This window comes from Affinundibacterium macrobrachii (assembly GCF_014652415.1).
GTDB lineage: Bacteria > Pseudomonadota > Gammaproteobacteria > Burkholderiales > Burkholderiaceae_D > Undibacterium > Undibacterium macrobrachii.
This window is the reverse complement of the sequence record NZ_BMYT01000001.1, coordinates 323,754-345,760: the sequence shown is the minus strand read 5'-3', so window position 1 is coordinate 345,760 and position 22,007 is coordinate 323,754. Positions and strand designations below refer to the sequence as shown.

General features: G+C 43.6%; 20 protein-coding genes. 12 read left to right on the top strand and 8 right to left on the bottom strand.

Features of this window, described 5'->3' with window-relative positions; all coding sequences use genetic code 11:
- Window positions 1-8: 8 nt before the first annotated feature.
- From IE103_RS01555 to IE103_RS01535, 5 genes are all read right to left on the bottom strand, one after another.
- Window positions 9-683: a TetR/AcrR family transcriptional regulator gene (locus IE103_RS01555; RefSeq protein WP_189344252.1), complete on the bottom strand. Its 675-nt coding sequence runs from the start codon at window positions 681-683 to the stop codon at window positions 9-11.
- 113 nt (window positions 684-796) lie between these two features.
- The gene (locus IE103_RS01550) at window positions 797-1,351 is read right to left on the bottom strand and encodes an RDD family protein (RefSeq protein WP_189344251.1); all 555 of its coding nucleotides are present in this window, start codon (window positions 1,349-1,351) and stop codon (window positions 797-799) included.
- A 43-nt stretch (window positions 1,352-1,394) separates the two neighbouring features.
- Window positions 1,395-1,997: a DUF3106 domain-containing protein gene (locus IE103_RS01545; protein ID WP_189344250.1), complete on the bottom strand. Its 603-nt coding sequence runs from the start codon at window positions 1,995-1,997 to the stop codon at window positions 1,395-1,397.
- Window positions 1,998-2,017: 20 nt separating this feature from the next.
- Window positions 2,018-2,449, bottom strand: a complete 432-nt coding sequence (locus IE103_RS01540; protein WP_189344249.1) for a DUF3619 family protein — start codon at window positions 2,447-2,449, stop codon at window positions 2,018-2,020.
- The gene (locus IE103_RS01535; RefSeq protein WP_189344248.1) at window positions 2,446-3,015 is read right to left on the bottom strand and encodes an RNA polymerase sigma factor; all 570 of its coding nucleotides are present in this window, start codon (window positions 3,013-3,015) and stop codon (window positions 2,446-2,448) included. Before IE103_RS01535 ends, IE103_RS01540 begins: the two co-directional genes overlap by 4 nt.
- Before the next feature lie 616 nt (window positions 3,016-3,631).
- Between IE103_RS01535 and IE103_RS01530 the strand changes: the two genes are divergently transcribed.
- From IE103_RS01530 to ilvC, 3 genes are all read left to right on the top strand, one after another.
- Window positions 3,632-5,407: an acetolactate synthase 3 catalytic subunit gene (locus IE103_RS01530; protein ID WP_189344247.1), complete on the top strand. Its 1,776-nt coding sequence runs from the start codon at window positions 3,632-3,634 to the stop codon at window positions 5,405-5,407.
- A complete protein-coding gene (ilvN, locus tag IE103_RS01525; protein ID WP_186889435.1) occupies window positions 5,407-5,898 on the top strand; it encodes an acetolactate synthase small subunit in 492 nt (163 codons plus the stop codon). The genes IE103_RS01530 and ilvN overlap by 1 nt, the downstream gene beginning before the upstream one ends.
- Before the next feature lie 161 nt (window positions 5,899-6,059).
- On the top strand, window positions 6,060-7,076 hold the full coding sequence (gene ilvC / locus IE103_RS01520; protein WP_189344246.1) for a ketol-acid reductoisomerase: 1,017 nt from the start codon (window positions 6,060-6,062) through the stop codon (window positions 7,074-7,076).
- A 203-nt stretch (window positions 7,077-7,279) separates the two neighbouring features.
- Here the strand turns inward: ilvC and IE103_RS01515 are convergent, their stop codons facing one another.
- The 3 genes from IE103_RS01515 to map are packed head-to-tail and all read right to left on the bottom strand — an operon-like array spanning window position 7,280 to window position 11,571.
- Window positions 7,280-8,026 carry a pseudouridine synthase gene (locus tag IE103_RS01515; protein WP_189344245.1) on the bottom strand — a complete coding sequence of 249 codons (747 nt, stop codon included), beginning with the start codon at window positions 8,024-8,026 and terminating at the stop codon, window positions 7,280-7,282.
- Between the two features lie 57 nt (window positions 8,027-8,083).
- Window positions 8,084-10,645 (bottom strand): [protein-PII] uridylyltransferase, encoded by a 2,562-nt coding sequence (locus IE103_RS01510; protein ID WP_189344244.1) that lies wholly within the window; start codon window positions 10,643-10,645, stop codon window positions 8,084-8,086.
- Window positions 10,645-11,571, bottom strand: coding sequence for a type I methionyl aminopeptidase (gene map / locus IE103_RS01505; RefSeq protein WP_268248936.1), 927 nt, complete (start codon window positions 11,569-11,571; stop codon window positions 10,645-10,647). Before map ends, IE103_RS01510 begins: the two co-directional genes overlap by 1 nt.
- 307 nt (window positions 11,572-11,878) lie before the next feature.
- Between map and rpsB the strand changes: the two genes are divergently transcribed.
- From rpsB to bamA, 9 genes are all read left to right on the top strand, one after another.
- Window positions 11,879-12,622 (top strand): 30S ribosomal protein S2, encoded by a 744-nt coding sequence (gene rpsB / locus IE103_RS01500; RefSeq protein ID WP_189344242.1) that lies wholly within the window; start codon window positions 11,879-11,881, stop codon window positions 12,620-12,622.
- 135 nt (window positions 12,623-12,757) lie between these two features.
- Window positions 12,758-13,639 (top strand): translation elongation factor Ts, encoded by an 882-nt coding sequence (tsf, locus tag IE103_RS01495; RefSeq protein WP_189344241.1) that lies wholly within the window; start codon window positions 12,758-12,760, stop codon window positions 13,637-13,639.
- Between the two features lie 195 nt (window positions 13,640-13,834).
- Complete coding sequence (gene pyrH, locus IE103_RS01490) at window positions 13,835-14,551, top strand: UMP kinase (protein WP_189344240.1); 717 nt, start codon at window positions 13,835-13,837, stop codon at window positions 14,549-14,551.
- A 106-nt stretch (window positions 14,552-14,657) separates the two neighbouring features.
- Window positions 14,658-15,218, top strand: a complete 561-nt coding sequence (gene frr, locus IE103_RS01485; RefSeq protein ID WP_189344239.1) for a ribosome recycling factor — start codon at window positions 14,658-14,660, stop codon at window positions 15,216-15,218.
- A gap of 43 nt (window positions 15,219-15,261) precedes the next feature.
- Complete coding sequence (uppS, locus tag IE103_RS01480; protein WP_189344238.1) at window positions 15,262-16,014, top strand: polyprenyl diphosphate synthase; 753 nt, start codon at window positions 15,262-15,264, stop codon at window positions 16,012-16,014.
- Window positions 16,015-16,123: 109 nt separating this feature from the next.
- Window positions 16,124-16,948 carry a phosphatidate cytidylyltransferase gene (locus tag IE103_RS01475; RefSeq protein WP_189344237.1) on the top strand — a complete coding sequence of 275 codons (825 nt, stop codon included), beginning with the start codon at window positions 16,124-16,126 and terminating at the stop codon, window positions 16,946-16,948.
- Window positions 16,949-16,994: 46 nt separating this feature from the next.
- Window positions 16,995-18,182 carry a 1-deoxy-D-xylulose-5-phosphate reductoisomerase gene (ispC, locus tag IE103_RS01470; RefSeq protein ID WP_189344236.1) on the top strand — a complete coding sequence of 396 codons (1,188 nt, stop codon included), beginning with the start codon at window positions 16,995-16,997 and terminating at the stop codon, window positions 18,180-18,182.
- A gap of 1 nt (window position 18,183) precedes the next feature.
- Window positions 18,184-19,557: an RIP metalloprotease RseP gene (gene rseP, locus IE103_RS01465; protein WP_189344235.1), complete on the top strand. Its 1,374-nt coding sequence runs from the start codon at window positions 18,184-18,186 to the stop codon at window positions 19,555-19,557.
- Window positions 19,558-19,627: 70 nt separating this feature from the next.
- On the top strand, window positions 19,628-21,982 hold the full coding sequence (bamA, locus tag IE103_RS01460; protein WP_189344234.1) for an outer membrane protein assembly factor BamA: 2,355 nt from the start codon (window positions 19,628-19,630) through the stop codon (window positions 21,980-21,982).
- Window positions 21,983-22,007 lie beyond the last annotated feature (25 nt).

The window sequence follows — 22,007 nt, the reverse complement described above, 5'->3', positions numbered from 1 at the left end:
TAAATGAATTAGGCTTCACGCTTAATTTTGAGTAAATAGTCTTGAGACAGCTTTTCAAAGACCTCTTTTGTATTTCCCCGCAAATAAGGGCTAATTTGCACGATAACTTGATAGCAGCCACGCGCCAACGATTCTGACATTGTTTGTAATTCCGTATATTTACGTGGATTACGGACATATTCATAAGAGAGCCAGTAAGTTGCGACGACGACCATATTTGTCGCTAATGCATCGACTGTAATATCGTCAGCCTCGAATTCACCATCAGCGCGTAAACCCAAACAGAGTTCAGTAGCGACTTTAATTTTATGATTTAGAATTTGTTTAAAGGTGAGCTCAAGCTTTCTATTGCGTGTTAGCAAGTCATTGAGGTCGCGATAGAAAAAACGATAGCGCCAAATTAATTCAAAGGTAAGGTGAAGATAGATCCAAATATCTTGAATATTGGCTTTTCGGCCTTCTGGGAAGGCGAGCTTCTTATTAATCTCTTCTTCAAATTGAACGAATAAGGAATTTACAATATCTTCTTTATTTCTGAAGTGATAATAAAGATTGCCTGGAGAAATGCTCATCTCTTCGGCAATAATCGTGGTTGTGATGTTAGGTTCACCAAAGTCATTAAATAGCTTTAGTGATAAATCTAAAATACGGTCTCGCGTTCGTCTTGGTGTTTTGTTTTGCATGTCGAATGCCTATTGATCTTGTCTAATCGCAAGTAGCGATCATTTGGCAATAGAATATCATTGAATCAAGCATTACCCCAAATTTAACGGCGCAGAAATGCAATTAAGCAAAATCAAATTTGATCTGATTCAAGTTTCTTTTCTGGTTTTGGGATTTCAATCAAGCGTGTTTTTGCCAGTTTGTCATGCAAAAACTGTCCATCCTTAATGAATAGAGCGGTCGCCGCCCAGCAGCAAAAGCCGATCACGACGGGAATCGCTAATTGTGCATTTTTTAGGTTAAGTTGATAGGCGACAATAAGTCCAGGTAAGAACCACAGCCAAGCTAAGCAATATCGCACGATCGCTTTGGTTAATGGGATGCGAGAAAAGTCATCGTTGACTAATTTAATGCGCCAAGTTTGCATGGCGAGCGTTTGACCGCCACGACGCCAAAAAAACACAAAATAAGAACCAATCACAACGAACAGAAAAACTTCTCTTGCCAGTCTTAGGCTTAAGGCGCTCTTGCTTTGCGTTGTTACATCAAAGATAAAACTAGCAAAAAAAATCACACCAAATACCAACGCTGCCTCGTATATGATCATACATACTAGGCGGCGCTTTAAACTTGGTGTGCTGTTGATTTGTGCTGTTGGTGTATTTTTACTTGCTGGCGAATGATTCATGAATAACTAACTTAGTCGATGGTTCTTTGTATTGACCGTTATTTTATTTGATATTCGCTTGCGATGCAGTGCTATCAGCCGGTTTTGCTGGAGGCACCTTTTTTATTGGTGCCAGCACAGGACTTGTTTTTTTCGATTCGGGTTGTATTGTTGTAATGGTTTTCTTGGATTTTGCTTGTTGCGCCAGCTTCGCTTTTTCTTCTTCACTCAACTGTTGATACTGTTGCCATTGCGCTGATTTTTGTTCTGGCGATTTCTTGGCAGTATTGGCAAAGTTTTCTCTAACTGACATCCTTTGCTCAGGTGTTAATTTTACCCAAGTGCGAATCCGTTCCTGAACTCTTTGTTGTTCTTCGGGTTTCATGTTGGAATATTTGTGCGCAACCGCGAGCCATTTTTTTTGGCGCGTGGCGTCCATTTGATCCCATTCATTGGCTAGCGGTGCCAATGCGCTTTGCTCATCGGGCCGCAGTTGTTTCCAACTGGTCTTTGTTGTGACTATACTTTGGTTTGTTTTGGTCGGAACCGCGGAAGAGCTAATGCTTGTTGCACTAGCAGGTGCTTGCATTGGCGTACGTGCAACAGCATTGGCCGATAAACCAACAGTCAATAAAAATACTAAGCTAGGGAAACTTGTTTGGAGCAAAAGACTCGTAATTTGCACTCTTATTCCTCTGTTTTTACTGGTGGTGTTTCTTTGTTTAAATAAGCATTAAAACCGCCATCTAAATAAGCATCAGGTGGTAATTCGTCAACTAAAACAGCTGCGTCTATCTCCGCGAGATCGTTAATTTGTTGTTCTTGTTCGTATTCGTAAATTCCATATAAGCCTATCATCAAAGCTAAGAGAGGTAATGCTATCCACATTTTCTTTACCCAGCTTTTTTGCGATATGGACTGCCCGCTATTGCCTGCCAAAATACCGCCAAAAGCGAGTGCTCGGCTTGGTTCAGCTTGCTTTTGACGTGACAACGCTAATTGACGAGCTGCGGCCAATCGATCGAGAGTGGCTTCCGGCAAGTTTTCGCTTGATTCCGTCATTGCACGACGCACTTTGTAGGCGAAGTCAATTTCCTCTTTTTCTTTTGCGTAAGTCATAAATGTATCCCTATTGCTTTAAGTGATGCGGCTAGTGCGTGTGTCGCTCTAGAACAGTGTGTTTTCACACTTCCTTCAGAGCAGCCCATAGCAATTGCTGTCTCTGCGACATCCATGTCTTCCCAGTAACGCATCAAGAAGGCTTCTCGTTGACGCGTGGGAAGTTTTTTTATTTGATCGTCGATAATATTTAAAACTTGTTCTCTTTCCAACTTCTTTTCTGTCGATTCTGCTGCTTCGCTACCTTCTTCGGCCGCATGGATTTCTAGTAAATCAAAATTATCATCGTCTTGGTTGTTTGTGCTGATATTTGAGAACAGACTTACCCAATTATTGCGAACTTTTTCACGACGAAAAAAGTCAAGAATTGTATTTTGAAGAATTCTTTGGAATAACAAAGGCAATTCATCAGCGGGCTTATCGCCATATTTTTCGGATAATTTAATCATGGCATCTTGCACGATGTCGAGTGCTGACTCGTCATTTCGTACCATATACACAGCATGTTTATATGCCCGACGCTCGACGCCTTCGAGAAAATTGGATAATTCTTTGCTAGTTGCCATTCAGAGGGAGGATGCTTGGAAAGCGTAAAATTTCTAAAATAGTAAAGAAGTGAATCTCAATTTAAAACTGATCAACGAATTTCCAAGAAAATTGGTTTACATTGATTGTAAAAATTGTGAATTGTTGTTCACCTTAAAAGTGCGCACATGCTAACAAAATTCTGTATCGATGTCGCGCTGTTTCACTGAATTTCTTACTTAGATGCCGGAATTACGATTCATCTTTTCTGAATTTGCCGATTTATTTGGAAATAAGTCGTTAAATAGTCTTGACCAATTTGCTGCATCGCAGTACTGTAGAGCCTCGCCTCAAAATCTCGGGGCACCAACACTTGTTTGATCGGGCTCACAATGCCTTTGTCAACAAGTCACTATCAGTAAATTGTTAGTAGCAGTTTGTTCTAACCCATGCCACAAGCGTGAGAAATTTGTAATTTCTTAGCCTTACCCTGACCGCACGAGTCGCCATTAAGCTTTGCCTGGAATATTATCCAACGGATAGTAGAAGGGGAGAGTGACCGCACAAAAAGGAAAGTCAGCAGACCGTTATTGAAATTTGAATTTCGTCAGGAAAGAACATCCGATCAATCTCCAATGGACCTTGAAAGGAAATAAAATGAGTTCAGAACGACCGTCCGATCGTCAATCGGATCGCGGTGTTGATAAAAGTTCAGACCGCAATACTGAGTACACTGGCGCAGAAATTCTCGTTAAGTGTCTTGCAGAAGAGGGTGTAGAGCACGTATTCGGCTATCCGGGTGGCGCTGTTCTTTACATTTATGACGCGATTTTTAATCAGCGTAAATTTCAACATATTTTAGTCCGTCACGAGCAGGCTGCAATTCATGCTGCTGATGCTTATTCCCGTTCGTCAAATAAAGTCGGCGTCGCTTTGGTAACTTCTGGGCCCGGCGTAACGAATGCAGTGACGGGTTTGGCAACTGCCTATATGGATTCGATTCCTATGGTGGTTATTTCTGGGCAAGTTCCTAGTCATGCGATTGGCGAAGATGCTTTCCAAGAGTGCGATACTGTGGGCATTACACGTCCATGCGTGAAGCATAATTTCTTGGTGAAAGATGTCCGTGAATTGGCAGACACAGTGAAGAAAGCCTTCTTCATTGCGACTACCGGACGCCCTGGTCCAGTGTTGATTGATATCCCTAAAGATATTAGCAATCACAAAACCACTTTCCATTATCCTAAAGAAATTGAAATGCGTTCCTATCGCCCCGTCGATAAAGGTCACGCAGGACAAATTCGTAAAGCGGTTCAATTGCTGTTGCAAGCTGAACGTCCAATGATTTACACCGGTGGTGGTGTGATCTTGGCAAATGCCGCACCAGAATTAAACAAATTAGTCGATCAATTAGGTTTCCCTGTCACCAATACCCTGATGGGGCTGGGTGGCTTTCGTGCAACTGATGAAAAATTCGTCGGCATGCCAGGTATGCATGGCACTTATGAAGCCAATATGGCGATGCAGCATTGCGACGTTTTGATCGCGATCGGTGCACGTTTCGATGATCGTGTGATCGGAAATCCTAAGCATTTCGCTTCGCATCCACGCAAAATCATTCACGTTGATATCGATCCTTCATCTATATCTAAGCGTGTCAAAGTCGACATCCCTATCGTTGGTAATGTCAAAGATGTCTTGGTTGAAATGTTGTCGCAATTGGCGGCTTCTGATGCCAAACCAAATGCGAAATATTTAGCCGATTGGTGGAAGCAGATCAATAAATGGCGTGCTCAAGATTGTTTGGCATTCTCTGATTCGTCAGAAATTATCAAGCCACAATCTGTAATCCAGAAGGTATGTGAGTTGACACGTGGCGATGCCTTTGTCACTTCCGACGTTGGTCAACATCAAATGTGGGCGGCGCAATACTACAAGTTTAATCAACCGAAACGCTGGATTAACTCTGGTGGCTTGGGCACGATGGGTGTTGGCTTGCCGTATGCGATGGGCGTACAAATGGCAAATCCAGATGCGACAGTTGCTTGTATTACTGGCGAAGCGTCAATACAAATGTGTATCCAAGAGCTTGCTACATGTAAGCAATATCATCTGACGCCAAAAATTATTTTGTTGAATAACCGTGCGCTCGGTATGGTGCGTCAATGGCAGCAAATTGATTACGCAGGTCGCTACGCTGAATCTTATATGGATTCTTTGCCTGATTTTACTAAGCTGGTTGAGGCTTATGGTCACGTTGGTATGAAGATTGAAAATCCAGCGGATGTGGACGGCGCATTGCAAGAAGCTTTCGCCATGAAAGACAAGCTGGTATTCATGAATTTCATTACAGATCAAGACGAAAAAGTGTGGCCTATGGTGAAAGCCGGTAAAGGTCTGACTGAAATGTTGCTTGGTTCGGAGGATTTGTAATGCGACACATAATTTCCGTATTGCTCGAAAACGAAGCGGGCGCTTTATCGCGTGTTGTCGGTTTATTCTCCGCACGTGGTTATAACATCGAAACTTTGACGGTTGCGCCGACCGAGGACGCAACGCTGTCACGTATGACTATCGTTACCACTGGTTCAGATGATGTGATTGAACAAATTACGAAACATTTGAACCGCTTGATTGAAGTGGTCAAGGTGGTCGACTTAACCGAAGGCGCGCACATTGAACGTGAGCTCATGCTCATTAAAGTGCGTGCTGTCGGTAAAGAACGTGAAGAGATGAAACGTACAGCGGATATTTTCCGCGGTCGCATCATCGACGTCACTGAAAAAAGCTACACCATAGAATTGACCGGTAATAAAGGAAAGCTCGATGCCTTTATCGACTCGATTGAGCGTACCGCGATCTTAGAAACAGTCCGTACCGGTGGATCAGGTATTGGACGTGGGGAACGCATTCTTAAAGTGTAATCAGATTTAGCAGAAGAAGTAAAACCGCGTAGGCGCAGAGGATACAGGGAGTCTCTTGACTCCTCCTCCGTGCACTCGGTGTCTCTGCGGTCTGGGTTAAGGCTTGATCTTCGACTCAAGCCATTTTAATTTCGAATTATTTAAATTTATAGGACATCAACATGAAAGTTTTTTACGACAAAGATTGCGATCTCTCTTTGATCAAAGGCAAAAAAGTAGCCATCATCGGCTACGGTTCACAAGGCCATGCGCACGCATTGAATATGAGTGAATCTGGTTGCCAGATCACAGTTGCTTTGCGTAAAGGTGGAGCGTCGTGGGATAAAGCAAAAAATGCTGGTTTGAAAGTCGCGGAAGTGAATGAAGCCGTAAAAGAAGCTGACGTTATCATGATCTTGTTACCCGACGAAAATATCGCTCAGGTGTACAACGAAAACGTGGCGCCGCACGCGAAACAAGGCGCAGTATTGGCATTCGCGCATGGCTTCAATGTGCATTACGGCCAAGTTGTGCCTCGTGCCGATATGGACGTGATCATGATCGCGCCAAAAGCACCAGGCCATACAGTGCGTGCGACTTATACACAAGGTGGCGGCGTACCACATTTGGTCGCCGTGTATCAAGATAAATCCGGTTCGGCACGTGATATCGCTTTGTCCTATGCAATGGCAAATGGCGGTGGTCGTGCTGGTATTATTGAAACCAACTTCCGCGAAGAAACTGAAACCGATTTGTTCGGTGAACAAGCAGTCTTGTGCGGTGGTGCGGTGGAGTTGATCAAAGCTGGTTTTGAAACTTTGGTGGAGGCTGGCTATGCACCAGAAATGGCTTACTTCGAGTGCTTACATGAATTGAAGCTGATTGTTGATTTGATCTACGAAGGTGGTATCGCCAATATGAACTATTCGATTTCGAACAATGCAGAATACGGCGAATATGTAACTGGCCCACGTGTTGTGACAGAAGACACCAAGAACGCGATGCGCCAATGTTTGAAAGATATTCAAACAGGCGAATATGCAAAGAGCTTCATCTTGGAAAACAAAGCAGGCGCACCAACTTTGATCTCGCGTCGTCGTTTAAATTCTGAGCACCAAATCGAACAAGTCGGCGCGAAATTGCGTGCGATGATGCCTTGGATTGCCAAGAACAAGATGGTTGATCAATCGAAAAACTAATTTGACGATTCCTTAGTTCTTGTTGCGTTACAAAGAATAAAAGGTCATTCATTGGCGAATGACCTTTTTTCATAATTTGATCAAGTAAAGCTGTGAGTTAATTAGTTCGATAAAGTCGTAGTTCGAAAATCCTCTTGAATGAGGTTTTACAACTGAAAAATTAAATGTGCAAATTTTTGAAGGCGAGAATCGAAATCTGTCGATCAAAACGGTTCATCATCGCGCAAATATCGCCATTGACCTTCTGGTAAATTGCCTAGTCTGACTTTACCGATTCGAACGCGTTTTAGTCCAATCACTTTTAATCCCACCATTTCGCACATGCGGCGAATTTGACGTTTCTTACCTTCTTTGAGAATGAAATTCAGTTGGTCCTCGTTTTGCCAACGTACTTTTGCCGGAATCAGTTTTTTTCCATCTAGACTGAGCCCGTGATTGAGTAGACGCAAATCACGGTCTGGTAATTTACCTGGTTTTGTGTATTCGACACGTACTAAATATTCTTTTTCGGCATCGGTGTTTTCGCCGATCAATTTTTTTGCGACGCGACCATCTTGGGTTAGTACCAACAGTCCTACTGAATCAATATCGAGACGTCCAGCAGGAACCAGACTGCGTAACTGAGTTGGGTGAAAAGTATTTTCGACTTTGCATTCACTCCAACGATTTTCAGCTTTGATCAGCGCAATTGCAGGCTCATAACCATCTTCGGCTTGGCCGCTCACATAGCCGACTGGTTTGTTGACAAGGATGGTGACACGCTTCGATTGTTCTGCAGCAGCTTGGCGTTCAACAGTGACTTTTTGATGTGGAAAGACTTTGCTGCCCAGTTCCGAGATAACTTTGCCGTCTACGCGCACCCAGCCTTTGGCGATCCATTCATCCGCTTCGCGTCTTGAGCATAGGCCTAACTCGGACATGCGTTTAGAAAGTCGTAATTGTTCTGTCATAGGGAATTTTTTTAATTCTGTGTGTTAATTCGATGTGTCGGCTCAAATGCATCAATGTCAAATGCGTAGAGCATCAAGTAATTCAGATTCAAATTGGATTTGGTTCTTAGGATTATGTAAGGCAGCGCCATCGACGAGAAAAACGTCTTCGACACGTTCACCTAAGGTCATGATTTTGGCCGTATGTAAGTTAATTTTGTACTTTGCCAACACTCCAGCGACGGAATATAACAAACCATTTCTGTCGTTTGCAGATATCGATAATAGAAAATACTGTCCTTTATCATCTGGGCGCAACTCTACGGTTGGAACTAATGGGAAATTACGTGATAAACGCGATAATCTTCCTTGATTTGGTGTGCTTAAGGGCGTTTGTTTTGCCAAGACTTCTGCCAATTCATGCTCAATTAAATTGATAATGTCACGATAATTGCTGGCAAATGCAGGCTCGGTGACTAAAAAGGTATCAAGTGCATAGCCACTCTTTGTGGTGTGAATTTTGGCATCAAGGATGGCAAAATTTTTACTATCAAAATAGTTGCAAATTCTTGCGAATAAGTCCGCTTGATCATGCACGTAGACGGTGACTTGTAAGCCTTCTCCAATCGGAGCAACGCGGCATTTGACGATGGGAGTTGTGCTATCAATTTTGTCGTGTAGCACCCGTGTTTGCCATGCGATGTCTGAGGCATCATGCCGTAAAAAATAGACGATATCGAGTTCATCCCACAATTTGCTGTGCGCGTTATTTTCTATGCCGACTAAACGTAGTGCTTTGAGCGCTTCTTCTTGACGGTTCTTTAGTTCTCGATCAGTTGATGGTGTTTCTCCACCCAACACGCGCAAGGTGATCTTATATAAATCTTCTAGTAATTTACCTTTCCAAGCATTCCATACTTTGGGGCTGGTGCCGCGAATATCGCAAACGGTGAGCAAGTATAAGGCTGTTAAATGACGCTCATCTTTGACTAAATCGGCAAATGCTTGAATCACATCTGGGTCTGATAAGTCTTGTTTTTGTGCGACTTGCGACATCGTTAAATGTTGCTGCACTAAGAAAATGACTAGCTCGGTATTGTCTTTGGAAATACCATGGTCAAAGCAAAATTTACGTGCGTCAGCCATGCCTAAAACTGAGTGATCACCATTGCGACCTTTGGCAATGTCATGAAACAGAGCTGCGATATAAAGTACCCAAGGCTGATTAAAATTAGCCATCAACTGACTGCAAAAGGGATATTCATGCGCGTGCTCAGTCATGGTGAAGCGGCGTAAATTACGTACCACCATTAAGATGTGCTGATCGACAGTATAAGCGTGGAATAAATCATGCTGCATTTGCCCGACAATGCGTCGGAAGTTAGGTAAATAGCGTCCTAAAATACTGGTTTGATTCATACTACGCAAAACGTGGGTGATGCCGCGCGGCGACTGCAGTATTTGTAGGAAGGTGCCACGATTAAAAATATCGTGACGGAATTCTGCATCGATTAAGTTGCGCGAATGCCAAAGTGCGCGCAAGGTTTTCGCGGTCATACCTTTAAGGTTGGCGTTCTGCGATAGCAATAAAAATACTTCTAGCATCGCGGAAGGTGTTTGTTCAAACACGTTTTCTTCTGCAATGTCGATGAGTCCATTTACTTCATTGAATCGCGCATTGATTGCATGCGCTTGATGAGGAAGTGGGAATAACACCGCCTCAATATTTTGTAAAAGTATCGTGTTTAGCTGTGTGACTGCTTTGGCTGCCCAATAGTAGCGTTGCATCAAATATTCACTTGCACGGCGAGACTCAGTGGTCTCAAAGCCGAAGGTCGCAGCAATGGCATTCTGCAAGTCAAATACTAAACGATCTTCGCGACGACCGGCCTGTATATGTAGGCGAACACGGATGTCTTTGAATGCGCGTTCATTGCGCTTCAGCTGATGTGCTTCAGTTGCGGTGATCAAGCCACGTGCGGCTAATTCAGCCCATGAGTCGCCGAGTTTTGCGGCTTTTGCCACCCACAGAATAACTTGCAAATCGCGTAGCCCACCGGGACTTTCTTTGCAATTTGGTTCCAAGCTGTATGGGGTATCTTCGTACTTGACGTGACGTTGGTGTAGCTCGAGTAGTTTCGCTTGGAAAAACTGTTGCGGATGCATCGCCGCATCGTAGCGATTTTTAAGTTCGCGAAAGCTATTTCGACTGCCTGCCAATAAACGCGCTTCGAGTAATGCAGTTTTGACGGTAATGTCTGCTGCAGCTTCTGTCATGCATTCATCAATCGTTCGTATGCTGTGCCCAATGTCTAGACCAATATCCCAAAATACTTGGACCAGACTTTCGAGCTTTTCTTTGAGAGCTGGATTGGGATTGTCTGCTAAAAGAATTAAGACATCTACATCGGAATGCGGAAACAATTCGCCACGACCGTAGCCACCTACCGCCACCAGAGCGAGCTCTTTGGGGAAATTAAAGCTTTTCCAGATCTCACTTAAATTGACGTCAACACAGCGACATAAATCTTTGAGCAGGGTTTCAGCCTTCGGTTTGTCTTTGAAGGACTGAATAATTGCTTGTTGTTCGGCCTTAAGCTTTGCTTTGAAAGCCATGGCATTCGCGATGGCTGTCTTCATTAGGCTTTGGATTGCGCTGTAGTTTGTGCAGTAATAAAAGCTGGGGGCGGAGGTGAACCAGCCGACAAGGTGAGGACTTCATACCCTGTTTCGGTGACCAAAATCATATGCTCCCACTGTGCCGACAAGCTGCGATCTTTTGTTTTGATTGTCCAGCCATCATTCATTTCGCGAATTTCGCGACGACCTGCGTTAATCATCGGTTCAATCGTGAAGATCATACCAGGCTTCAATTCATCTAAAGTGCCAGGGCGACCATAGTGCAAAATTTGCGGCTCTTCGTGGAAGACTTTGCCGATGCCGTGACCACAAAATTCGCGTACCACGCTATAGCCAGCTTTTTCTGCATGTTGTTGAATCGCGTGACCGATATCACCCAAGTGATTTCCTGGTTTAACTTGCTGTATTCCTAACCACATGCATTCGTAAGTAATGTCACTCAATCTCTTGGCAAGGATGGATGGTTCGCCGATAAAAAACATGCGGCTATTGTCACCGTGGTAGCCGTCTTTAATGACAGTAATATCGAGGTTGACGACATCACCATTTTTGAGAACTTTGTCTCCTGGAATGCCGTGGCAAATAACATCATTGACCGATGTGCAGATGGCTTTGGGGTAGGGAGTGTAGCCAGGCGGGCAGTAGTTCAATGGAGCGGGAATTGTCCCTTGAACATTCGTCATGTATTCGTGGCATAGGCGATCAAGTTCGCCAGTCGTTACGCCAGCTTTCACAAATGGAGTGATGTAATCAAGTACCTCAGAGCCTAAACGACCGGCAATGCGCATGCCAGCGATATCTTCTGCGGATTTAATGGAAATATTTGACATGCGTTTTTGGTAATTAGAATGAGTATGTAAGTAATAGACGAAATTTTGTCGAAAATCGTCGAGGCTGTAATTATAGTCGACTCGCGAGGAGCACATTGCCTATGTAAGCGAAATTTAGCATTGATAAATTTCTGGCGAGCTGTTCGTAAATCAAAATGCATCGGTTATTGACGGTGTAGTAATACCTAGTTCTTCTCTTTGAGAGCTTATTGGACAAGTTCGATGCTTGATCAATTTAGGCATTTCGGGTTAGAATAGATGGTTAGCTTGAATAAATTGCACGCTAATCAGAAGTAAGCGTTTTAAATTATGTTTGTTTTTTAAAGATCGAATCTGGTCGAAAAGGGTGTTTCTCAATGAGAGGAATCACTGACTCGATTCAAGACCTAACCCTGGAGTTATTATGTCTGTAACAATGCGTGAAATGTTAGAAGCTGGTGTTCACTTCGGTCACCAGACCCGTTTTTGGAATCCAAAAATGGCACCGTACATCTTCGGTCATCGCAATAAAATCCATATCATGAATTTGGAAAAAACATTGGCGATGTATCAAGAAGCAATGAAATTTATCCGCCAATTGTCTTCTAACCGTGGCACGGTATTGATGGTTGGTACTAAGCGTCAAGCGCGCGAGTTGATCGCTGCTGAAGCAAACCGCGCTGGTATGCCATTTGTAGATCAACGTTGGTTGGGTGGTATGTTGACTAACTTTAAAACAGTTAAAACATCCATCAAGCGTTTGAAAGATATGGAAGCATCTGTGCAAGATGGTTCTGTTGAGAAGTTATCTAAAAAAGAAGCGTTGATGTTCCAACGTGAAATGATTAAGTTGCAAAAGTCAATTGGTGGTATCAAAGATATGCCAGGTGTTCCTGATGCGATTTTCGTGGTTGACGTTGGTTACCATAAAGGCGCGATTACTGAAGCGGCTAAATTGGGTATTCCGGTTATTGGTGTTGTGGATACTAACCACTCCCCAGAAGGCGTTACTTACATCATTCCAGGTAATGATGACTCTTCTAAAGCGATTGCTTTGTACGCTCGTGGCGTTGCAGATGCGATTTTGGAAGGTCGTGCAAATGCAGTGAATGAAGTGCTTGAAGCTGTTAAGCCAAGCGATGAGTTTGTTGAAGTAGAACAGGCTTAATTTTTGCGCCGAAGCTTTTTTAAAGCGCGGCGTTTAAAAAGCTAAAAAGGGGCCAACGCGTGTTTGCCCCTTTTTTTAAATCGAATTGATATTGAACTTGTGCATCGTTATGATGCAATGAATTAGGAGAGAAACATGGCAGCAATTACAGCAGCGATGGTTGGCGAATTACGTGCAAAGACTGATGCGCCAATGATGGAATGCAAAAAAGCATTGACAGAAGCAGAAGGTAACATGGAACGTGCGGAAGAAATCTTGCGCGTTAAATTGGGTAGTAAGGCTTCTAAAGCAGCTTCTCGTGTGACTGCGGAAGGTGTTGTTGCTTCTTATGTTGAAGGCGGCGTAGCATCTTTGGTAGAAGTTAATTGCGAAACAGACTTTGTTACTAAGAACGATGACTTCATCGCATTTGCAAATAAATTGGCAAAATTGGTTGCTGAAAAAAATCCAGCTGACGTTGCTGCATTGTCTGCATTGCCATTGGATGATGGCACAGTAGAAACAGTACGCGCTGGTTTGATCGGTAAAATCGGTGAAAACATGTCTATCCGTCGTTTCGAACGTTTCGAAACAACAGCAAAAGTGGCGACATATTTGCATGGCACACGTATTGGTGTGGTTGTTGATTTTGACGCAGCTGATCACCAAGTCGGTAAAGACGTTGCGATGCACATTGCTGCGATGAAGCCAGTGTCTTTGTCTACTGAACAAGTTCCAGCTGAATTGATCGAAAAAGAGCGTTCTGTTGCTTCTCAAAAAGCAGCTGAATCTGGTAAACCAGCGGATATCGTCACTAAGATGGTTGATGGCGCAGTTCAAAAGTTCTTGAAAGAAGTGTCTTTGTTGAACCAACCTTTCGTGAAAAATGACAAGCAAACAGTTGAGCAAATGTTGCAATCTGTTGGTGCTTCTGTAAAAGCATTCACGATGTTTGTAGTTGGTGAAGGTATTGAGAAGAAGCAAGATGACTTCGCTGCAGAAGTGGCGGCGCAAGTTGCTGCTGCTAAACAAGCGTAAGCAAGCATTAAAAGAGAACGGGCCGAAAGGCCCGTTTTTTTAAGGGAAGTTTAATACTGTTCGTGTTGTAGAAGTGCTAGATGTGTAAGTGATTATCGCAAGTGTTTTACCTAGGTGCTTTGCATGGAGTTGATGCAGAGTTGACCGTCCAGAATTTTTGCAATAATGTCTTTTAAACTTAAAGGAGCCCAGACCGTGACTAAACCAGCTTATAAGCGTGTGCTTTTAAAACTCTCTGGCGAGGCCTTAATGGGTGATGATGCTTATGGTATCAATCGCTCTACCATCGAACGTATGGTGGCGGATGTCGCTGAAGTTTCCCGTATGGGTGTTGAGCTTGCTATCGTTATTGGCGGTGGCAATATTTTTCGTGGTGTTGCACCCGGCGCACAAGGAATGGATCGCGCTACTGCGGATTACATGGGTATGTTAGCGACAGTGATGAATTCACTCGCCTTGGGCGATGCGATGCGTCAAGTAGGTATTACAGCCCGCGTGATGTCAGCGATCGCGATTGAGCAAGTGGTTGAGCCTTATGTTCGCCCGAAAGCTTTGCAGTATTTGGAAGAAGGTAAGGTAGTGATATTTGCCGCAGGTACTGGCAATCCGTTCTTTACGACTGATACTGCGGCAGCGCTGCGCGGCTCTGAAATTGGCGCTGAGTTGGTGTTGAAGGCGACGAAAGTGGATGGCGTGTACACTGCCGATCCGAAAAAAGATCCGACCGCGACACGTTATTCGACCATTTCATTTGATGAAGCGATTGCGCGTCATTTGCAGGTGATGGACGCTACGGCATTCGCTTTGTGCCGTGATCAAAAGCTGCCAATTAAGGTCTTTTCTATCGTTAAACCGGGCGCTCTAAAAAATCTGATTATGGGTGGAGACGAAGGTACCTTAGTCCACGTATAATGCGCGGTTTTGGGTCGTGTTGAGATCCTAATTTTATTAAAGTAAATTAATTTTATTGTGGAATGAGAGCGTAAGCTCTCATTCTCATTTAGTTCAGGAGTAAATCATGACAATTGCCAGTGTTAAAAGTAGTGCCGATCAGCGCATGCAAAAATCGATAGAAACCTTGAAGTCTGATCTAGCCAAAGTGCGCACTGGTCGTGCGCATACCGGTATTTTGGATCACGTAATGGTTGATTACTACGGTTCTCCTACCAATATTTCTCAAGTAGCGAACGTTACCTTAATTGATGCGCGCACCATCGGCGTGCAGCCTTGGGAAAAGAAAATGTTGACGGTGATTGAGAAAGCGATTCGTGAGTCTGATTTAGGTTTGAATCCAGCTTCGCAAGGCGACATGATTCGTGTGCCTACACCGCCATTGACCGAAGAGCGCCGTAAAGAAATGGTGAAATTGGTTAAAACAGAAGGTGAAGATGCCAAAATTGCGGTGCGTAATATCCGTCGTGATGCTAATGAGTCTTTGAAGAAATTGTTGAAAGAAAAAGATATTTCTGAAGATGATGAGCGTCGTGCGCAAGATGATATCCAAAAGTTGACAGATAAATTTGTCGCCGAAATTGATAAACTATTGGTTGAAAAAGAAAAAGAAGTATTGACAGTTTAAATCTGTTTTTATCTCTCATCTTTTTAATTCAATTCGGAGTTTCATGAATCATTCAAGCTCAACGAAAACAGTTCCTAGTACGGGGCTGATGCCAAAACACATTGCCATTATTATGGATGGCAATGGGCGTTGGGCTACTAAACGATTTTTGCCGCGCGTCGCAGGCCATGTAAAGGGTGTTGATGCGGTGCGAGGCATTGTCGAAGCCTGTATCAAACGCGATATTCAGTTTTTGACTTTATTTGCTTTTAGCTCAGAGAATTGGCGAAGACCCGCGGATGAAGTCTCATTATTAATGCGTTTATTTGTAACTGCTTTAGAAAAAGAAGTTAAAAAAATGCATGACAATAATATTCGTTTGAAAATCGTTGGTGATCTATCTCGATTTGATCTGTCCTTACAAGAAGCCATACATCAGGCGGAGCAATTAACCACAGCAAATACACGTTTAACAGTCACTGTTTGCGCCAATTATGGTGGTCGCTGGGATATTTTGCAGGCGATGAATAAAGTCGTGGCAAATGGTCAGCTTGCTGGTGAAATCACAGAAGAGATGCTTGAGGCGCAGTTATCGATGGCTTACGCACCGGAGCCCGATTTGTTTATTCGCACTGGTGGAGAAACGCGTATTTCGAATTTCCTATTATGGCAATTAGCTTATACAGAGTTATTTTTCACTGAGACGTTTTGGCCGGACTTTAACGCGCAGTCATTAGATGAGGCGATCGCTTCTTATCAATCTCGCGAGCGGCGGTTTGGTCGTACAAGTGCGCAAGTGACAGATGTTCAAGTCTAAGCGTCACGTATTAATACCAGATAGCGCTATTGAACGATTCGGTCTACGATTCCTAAAACAATAAATTCAACTAACACTTCAACGACTCATTTTCTTTCAGACCTACGCTATGCTAAAAACCAGAATTCTCACCGCCATCGTGTTGTTATCGATCTTGATTCCCATCGTATTTTCTGGCTCAAGTTTGGCGTTCACAGCGGCAGCAGCGATTTTCTTGGCAGCGGCAATGTGGGAGAGTCAACGCTTGTTTAATAAGCCAGGTGCGATTCTCATTTCAGCAGTGTGGGCATTTGCTTTTGCTTACCTCACTTTGCAAACAACAAATTTTTCCTTGCAAACTTTGTTCACTGTTTGCGTACTGTTTTGGGTGTTTGGTCTGATTCCTAGCTTGAAATTCGGCCTGCCAGATATCAATAGTTTTGCGAGTGGACTGATTAGTGGTGTGTATGCAGTGACCATCTTCGGATGTTTTGTCGCGATGAGCTATTTGTTCGGCAAATCCGCTGTGTTGCTGTTATCTGTGTTGGCTTTAGTATGGATTGCTGATATCGGTGCTTATTTTGTGGGTAAAGCGATTGGAAAGAAAAAGCTTGCGCCAACTATTTCGCCAGGTAAGTCTTGGGAGGGGGCAATTGGTGGTGCTGTTTTAGTTTTGCTGTTTGCGTTTAGCTGTGCTTACTTGCCTTCACTATCAGATACTTTACCTGCGAGAATTTATCATCACCAAGGTCTTATCGTGATGGTGGTATTAATGATCTTAATTGCCGTCGCTAGTGTGATTGGCGATTTATTTGAATCTCTATTAAAACGCCGTATCGGTATGAAAGATAGTAGCGGTTTATTGCCTGGACATGGCGGCGTCCTTGACCGCATTGATGCCTTGATTCCTGTGTTGCCATTTGCTGCGATGTTCGTCGCGCTTTGGAATTTGTAATTATCTCGTTGATTTCCCAAATCAATTTGTCGAATTGTTGAATCATATGCAAAAACAAAGAATCTGTATTTTAGGATCAACTGGTTCTATCGGTGTTTCGACTCTCGATGTGCTTGCTCGTCATCCCGAACGTTATCAAGTTTTTGCCTTAAGCGCGCATAAACAGGTAGAAAAACTGGCGCAACAATGTCGTCAATTTCAGCCACAGTTTGCGGTCGTTTCTGATCCTCAATATGCGCAGCAACTTCGTGACTTGCTGGCGCAATTTTCTAGCACGACAGTAGTGTTATCCGGCGCTGAAGCGCTATGTGAGGTTGCGAGTGCGGCAGAGTGCGATGTCGTGATGGCAGCAATTGTTGGTGCTGCAGGCTTGCCAGCTTCAATGGCGGCAGCTCAAGCGGGAAAACGAATTCTGCTGGCAAATAAAGAAGCTTTGGTGATGTCAGGCCAGCTATTTATTGATGCGGTTGCGAAAAGCGGCGCGTGCTTATTGCCTATCGATAGTGAGCACAATGCGATCTTTCAATGTTTGCCACAAAATTATGGTCGTGATTTGCAGGTAAGTGGTATCGCAAAAATCATCTTAACCGCATCTGGTGGTCCATTTTTAAAACGCGATATTGCAACGCTTCCGCAAGTGACAGCGGCCGAAGCGGTTGCCCATCCAAACTGGGTGATGGGGCGTAAAATTTCGGTTGATTCCGCTACCATGATGAACAAAGGTCTGGAGGTGATTGAAGCGCACTGGTTGTTTGGCGCATCGGCAGATCAGATTGAAGTGTTAATTCATCCTCAAAGCTTAATTCATTCTATGGTGTCTTATGTTGATGGGTCATTGCTAGCACAACTTGGTAATCCAGATATGCGTACGCCTATCGCTTATGGGCTGGCTTATCCTGAGCGCATCGCATCTGGTGTAGAGGCGCTCGATCTTAGTCAGTTTTTGCAATTAAACTTCTTTAAGCCTGATTTTGCACGTTTTCCATGTTTGCAACTTGCTTACGATGCTTTGCGTGCTGGCGGCTCAGCACCGACTGTCTTGAATGCATCCAATGAAATTGCAGTGGAGGCATTTTTGCAAGGACAAATAGGTTTTATGCAGATTGAAGCTGTTGTCGCTGAATCTCTAGCGAAAATTTCTGCGCAAAGTGTGACAGATTTGGCATCGATACTCGAAGTGGATAGGCAAACGCGCCGATTTGCTTCTGAACATGTAGCGGCAATTGGAGGTTGATATGACTTTACAATTTCTGCAAACCGTAATCGCATTTATATTTGCGCTAGGAATTCTAATTATCTTCCATGAATTAGGACACTTTTGGGTTGCCCGTTTGTGTGGAGTGAGAGTGCTGAGATTCTCAGTTGGAATGGGTAAGCCTTTGTGGATCAAAAAGTTTGGAAATAGCGAGACTGAATGGACTCTGTCCGCTATCCCATTGGGTGGCTACGTAAAGTTTTATGACTCAAGAGAAGTCGATGTTTCTCACGCTAGTCCGCAGGAATTGGAGGGTGATTTCTCACGCAAATCGGTTTGGCAGCGAATTGCCATCGTCGCTGCGGGGCCGATTTTTAATTTTATATTGGCGATTTTTTTGTTCGCTGCTTTATACACACATGGCACGCCTGATCCTGTGGCAAAGCTAAGAATTGCCTCCGAAACTTCCATGGCTTATACCTCAGGCTTGCGTCATGGCGATTTAGTTCAAAGTATTAATGGAGAACCAGTGCAATCGTGGTCTGATATGCGCTGGAAACTTCTGCAATTAGGCTTAGATGGAGCTGAGGCACGAGTAAAAGTGGCGCGTCAGAATCCAGATCGCCATAGCAGTACGGATGTAATGGAAATGAAATTGCCGATGTCGCAATTGAATTCAGCCGACTTCGAATCGGATTTTTTGCATAAGTTGGGCATAGAGTTTTTCCGACCACCGGCGATTTTGAATGATGTTATTCAAGGTGGTGCGGCCAGCAAAGCAGGTCTTAAGCCAGGCGATCAAATTATGCAAATCAATGATCAGCCTGTGTTAGATAGTCAAGCATTTAGAGATATGGTCAACGCATCGCCGAATAAGCCGTTGACGATGTTAGTGCTTGGTGGTGGACAAGAATTTGAGGTGGTGGTTACACCCGAAGCGGTTGAAGAAAATGGAAAAATCGTAGGAAAAATCCAAGTTGCTCCTAGAGCGCAACTTGAGATGACCGAGTTATCTTATCCAGTCATTGAGTCGGCTTATCGCGGTATGGTGCGTACATGGGATACCAGTGTGCTTACGCTGAAAATGATACGCAAAATGCTCACGGGTGAAGTCTCTTGGCGCAATATTACAGGGCCAATCACGATTGCTGATTATGCCGGTCAGACTGCAAGGATAGGGTGGATTAGCTATCTTCAATTTATCGCCTTGATCAGTATCAGTCTAGGTGTAATGAATTTGCTCCCTATACCTGTGTTAGATGGCGGCCATTTGTTGTATTATTCGCTGGAAGTTTTAACAGGGAGAGCAATTCCCGAGAAGTATGTAGAGATGGCGCAGCGAGGAGGGCTAACTGTGCTGTTGTGTTTAATGCTTGTTGCTTTTTTTAATGATATCGTCCGACAGATGTCATAATACGTAGCTTATTCATCGCTGCGTTGTAAAAGCTGCAATCAAGTAGAAATATTGAGACTGAAAAACCCCAATGAAATTACCTTTAGAGAATTTAACTTTGCCAGCATTTCCTCGTCATCTCATCTCCGCAGCAGCCTTAGCTTTGTGTTCTGGTCATGCCCTTGCAATTGAACCATTTACAGTGAAAGAAATCCGCGTTGAAGGTCTGCAAAGAACTGAAGCGGGAACGGTCTTTAGTTATCTGCCTGTGCGAGTTGGTGAAGTTTTTAATGATGCAAAAAGTATTGCAGCAATTAAAGCTTTGTTTGCAACTGGTTTCTTTAAAGATGTGCAGATAGAAGTAGAAGACGGCGTATTGGTTATTCTTTTGGATGAGCGACCAACCATCTCTGCCGTTGATTTCACTGGCACCAAAGAATTTGAAAAAGATCAATTAGTTAAAGCCTTGAAAGATATTGGCGTTGGCGAAACGCGTATCTTTGATAAAGCAACTGTGGATCGCGCTGAGCAAGAGTTAAAGAAACAATATCTGTCACGTGGTTTATACGGCGCACAAATTACCACCACCATCACCCCTATTGAACGTAACCGCGTTAACGTGACGTTTGCTGTTGACGAGGGCGATGTTGCCAAAATCGCGCAAATTAATATCATTGGAAATAAGGCATTTTCTGACGGTGAATTAAAAGAAATGCTGGCCTTGAGTACACCAACATGGTTTAGTTGGTATTCCAAAGCGGATCAATATTCAAAGCAAAAGTTGTCAGGTGACGTCGAAACGATACGTTCGTTTTACCAAAATCGTGGTTACTTGGAAATGCAAGTCACTTCCACTCAGATTTCGATTACTCCAGATAAAAAGCAAGTTTACATCACCTTAAATATTGATGAAGGTGATAAATATAAAGTTACCGACATCAAGATTGAAGGCGAGACTTTTGGCCGTGAAGATGAACTAGCTTCGCTCATGTTGCTGAAGAAAAACGAGACCTACAATGCGGGCCTATTAACCGCAAGTACCAAGCGAATTACTGATCGCATGGGTAATTTTGGATATGCCTTTGCGAATGTCGTCGCGAATCCTTTGGTAGATAAAGAGAAAAAAGAAGTCGCATTTACTATTTTCGTTGATCCAGGCAAGCGTGTGTATGTGCGCCGCATTAATTTAGCTGGCAATACGCGTACCCGTGATGAAGTTATTCGTCGTGAATTTAGGCAATTTGAGGGTTCTTGGTACGACGGCGAAAAGATTAAAGTATCGCGTGATCGTGTTGAATATTTGGGCTTTTTTAAAGAAGTTACTGTTGACACACCTGAAGTGCCAACTAGCATTGATCAGGTTGATGTCAACTTGAGCGTCACTGAAAAACCAACCGGTAACATCATGATTGGTGCTGGTTATTCTAGTGCTGAGAAAGTGACGATCACAGGTTCTATCCAGCAAGTAAATGCGTTCGGTAGCGGTGACACGATAGGCTTGGATATCAACACCAGTAAATACAATCGGACGATTGCGTTAACGCACGTTGATCCTTACGTAACTGACGACGGCATTAGCCGTAGTATCGATGCTTATATTCGTACTTCCTTGCCGCCGATTGGTGCTTATGGTTACTACCGTATTCAATCCTCTGGCGGTAATTTACGCTACGGGATTCCATTTTCTGAGTTAGATACCGTATTTTTCGGTATCGGTTTAGAACGCTCAAAAATTGATACTTATACCGACAGTCCATATCGCTACTTGAAGTATGTTGCTGATTTTGGCGGCCGAGAAATTGTTAAAGATCCTACCAATCCTTTGTGGGGTGTCGGTAGTGCGACCAATGATTCGATTCCTTTATCGGTCGCTTGGCAGCGTGATAGTCGTGATAATGTATTGACGCCTTCAATCGGCCGTTATCAACGAATTAATCTTGAAGTTTCTGCTTATGGCGAGTTTAAGTACTATCGTGCAATTTATAAACACGAGTACTACAAGCCGGTTTATCGCTCAGTCATTTTGGCGATGAACGGTGAGGTCAACTATGGTCATGGTTTGGCAGGTAAACCTTATCCTGTGTTTAAAAACTTCTATGCTGGTGGTATTGGATCGGTTCGTGGGTTTGAACCTGGATCTTTAGGAACCAAAGATCCGCGTGGAGACACACTTGGTGGTGCCACACGTATAGTTGGTAATGTAGAATTACAAATTCCATTCCCTGGTGCAGATAAGTCCTTGCGTTGGTTCACCTTCTTTGACGTCGGTAATGTGTTCGACGAAGGACAAAAAATTCGCGCTCAGGATATGAAAACCTCGGTAGGTATGGGGATTAGCTGGATTTCCCCTATGGGGCCTTTGAAATTGAGTTTCGGTAAGGCTTTAAATGCGAAACCGGATGATCGTCGTCAGGGCTTCCAGTTTACAATGGGAACTGGATTCTAATTTCCTAGATGTTATAGTTGTTTTG

Coding starts and splice junctions, on each gene's coding strand:
- IE103_RS01555 (WP_189344252.1), bottom strand. CDS start 683: ATGCAAAACAAAACACCAAGACGAACGCGAGACCGTATTTTAGATTTA.
- IE103_RS01550 (WP_189344251.1), bottom strand. CDS start 1,351: ATGAATCATTCGCCAGCAAGTAAAAATACACCAACAGCACAAATCAAC.
- IE103_RS01540 (WP_189344249.1), bottom strand. CDS start 2,449: ATGACTTACGCAAAAGAAAAAGAGGAAATTGACTTCGCCTACAAAGTG.
- IE103_RS01535 (WP_189344248.1), bottom strand. CDS start 3,015: ATGGCAACTAGCAAAGAATTATCCAATTTTCTCGAAGGCGTCGAGCGT.
- IE103_RS01530 (WP_189344247.1), top strand. CDS start 3,632: ATGAGTTCAGAACGACCGTCCGATCGTCAATCGGATCGCGGTGTTGAT.
- ilvN (WP_186889435.1), top strand. CDS start 5,407: ATGCGACACATAATTTCCGTATTGCTCGAAAACGAAGCGGGCGCTTTA.
- ilvC (WP_189344246.1), top strand. CDS start 6,060: ATGAAAGTTTTTTACGACAAAGATTGCGATCTCTCTTTGATCAAAGGC.
- IE103_RS01515 (WP_189344245.1), bottom strand. CDS start 8,026: ATGACAGAACAATTACGACTTTCTAAACGCATGTCCGAGTTAGGCCTA.
- IE103_RS01510 (WP_189344244.1), bottom strand. CDS start 10,645: ATGAAGACAGCCATCGCGAATGCCATGGCTTTCAAAGCAAAGCTTAAG.
- map (WP_268248936.1), bottom strand. CDS start 11,571: ATGTGCTCCTCGCGAGTCGACTATAATTACAGCCTCGACGATTTTCGA.
- rpsB (WP_189344242.1), top strand. CDS start 11,879: ATGTCTGTAACAATGCGTGAAATGTTAGAAGCTGGTGTTCACTTCGGT.
- tsf (WP_189344241.1), top strand. CDS start 12,758: ATGGCAGCAATTACAGCAGCGATGGTTGGCGAATTACGTGCAAAGACT.
- frr (WP_189344239.1), top strand. CDS start 14,658: ATGACAATTGCCAGTGTTAAAAGTAGTGCCGATCAGCGCATGCAAAAA.
- uppS (WP_189344238.1), top strand. CDS start 15,262: ATGAATCATTCAAGCTCAACGAAAACAGTTCCTAGTACGGGGCTGATG.
- IE103_RS01475 (WP_189344237.1), top strand. CDS start 16,124: ATGCTAAAAACCAGAATTCTCACCGCCATCGTGTTGTTATCGATCTTG.
- ispC (WP_189344236.1), top strand. CDS start 16,995: ATGCAAAAACAAAGAATCTGTATTTTAGGATCAACTGGTTCTATCGGT.
- rseP (WP_189344235.1), top strand. CDS start 18,184: ATGACTTTACAATTTCTGCAAACCGTAATCGCATTTATATTTGCGCTA.
- bamA (WP_189344234.1), top strand. CDS start 19,628: ATGAAATTACCTTTAGAGAATTTAACTTTGCCAGCATTTCCTCGTCAT.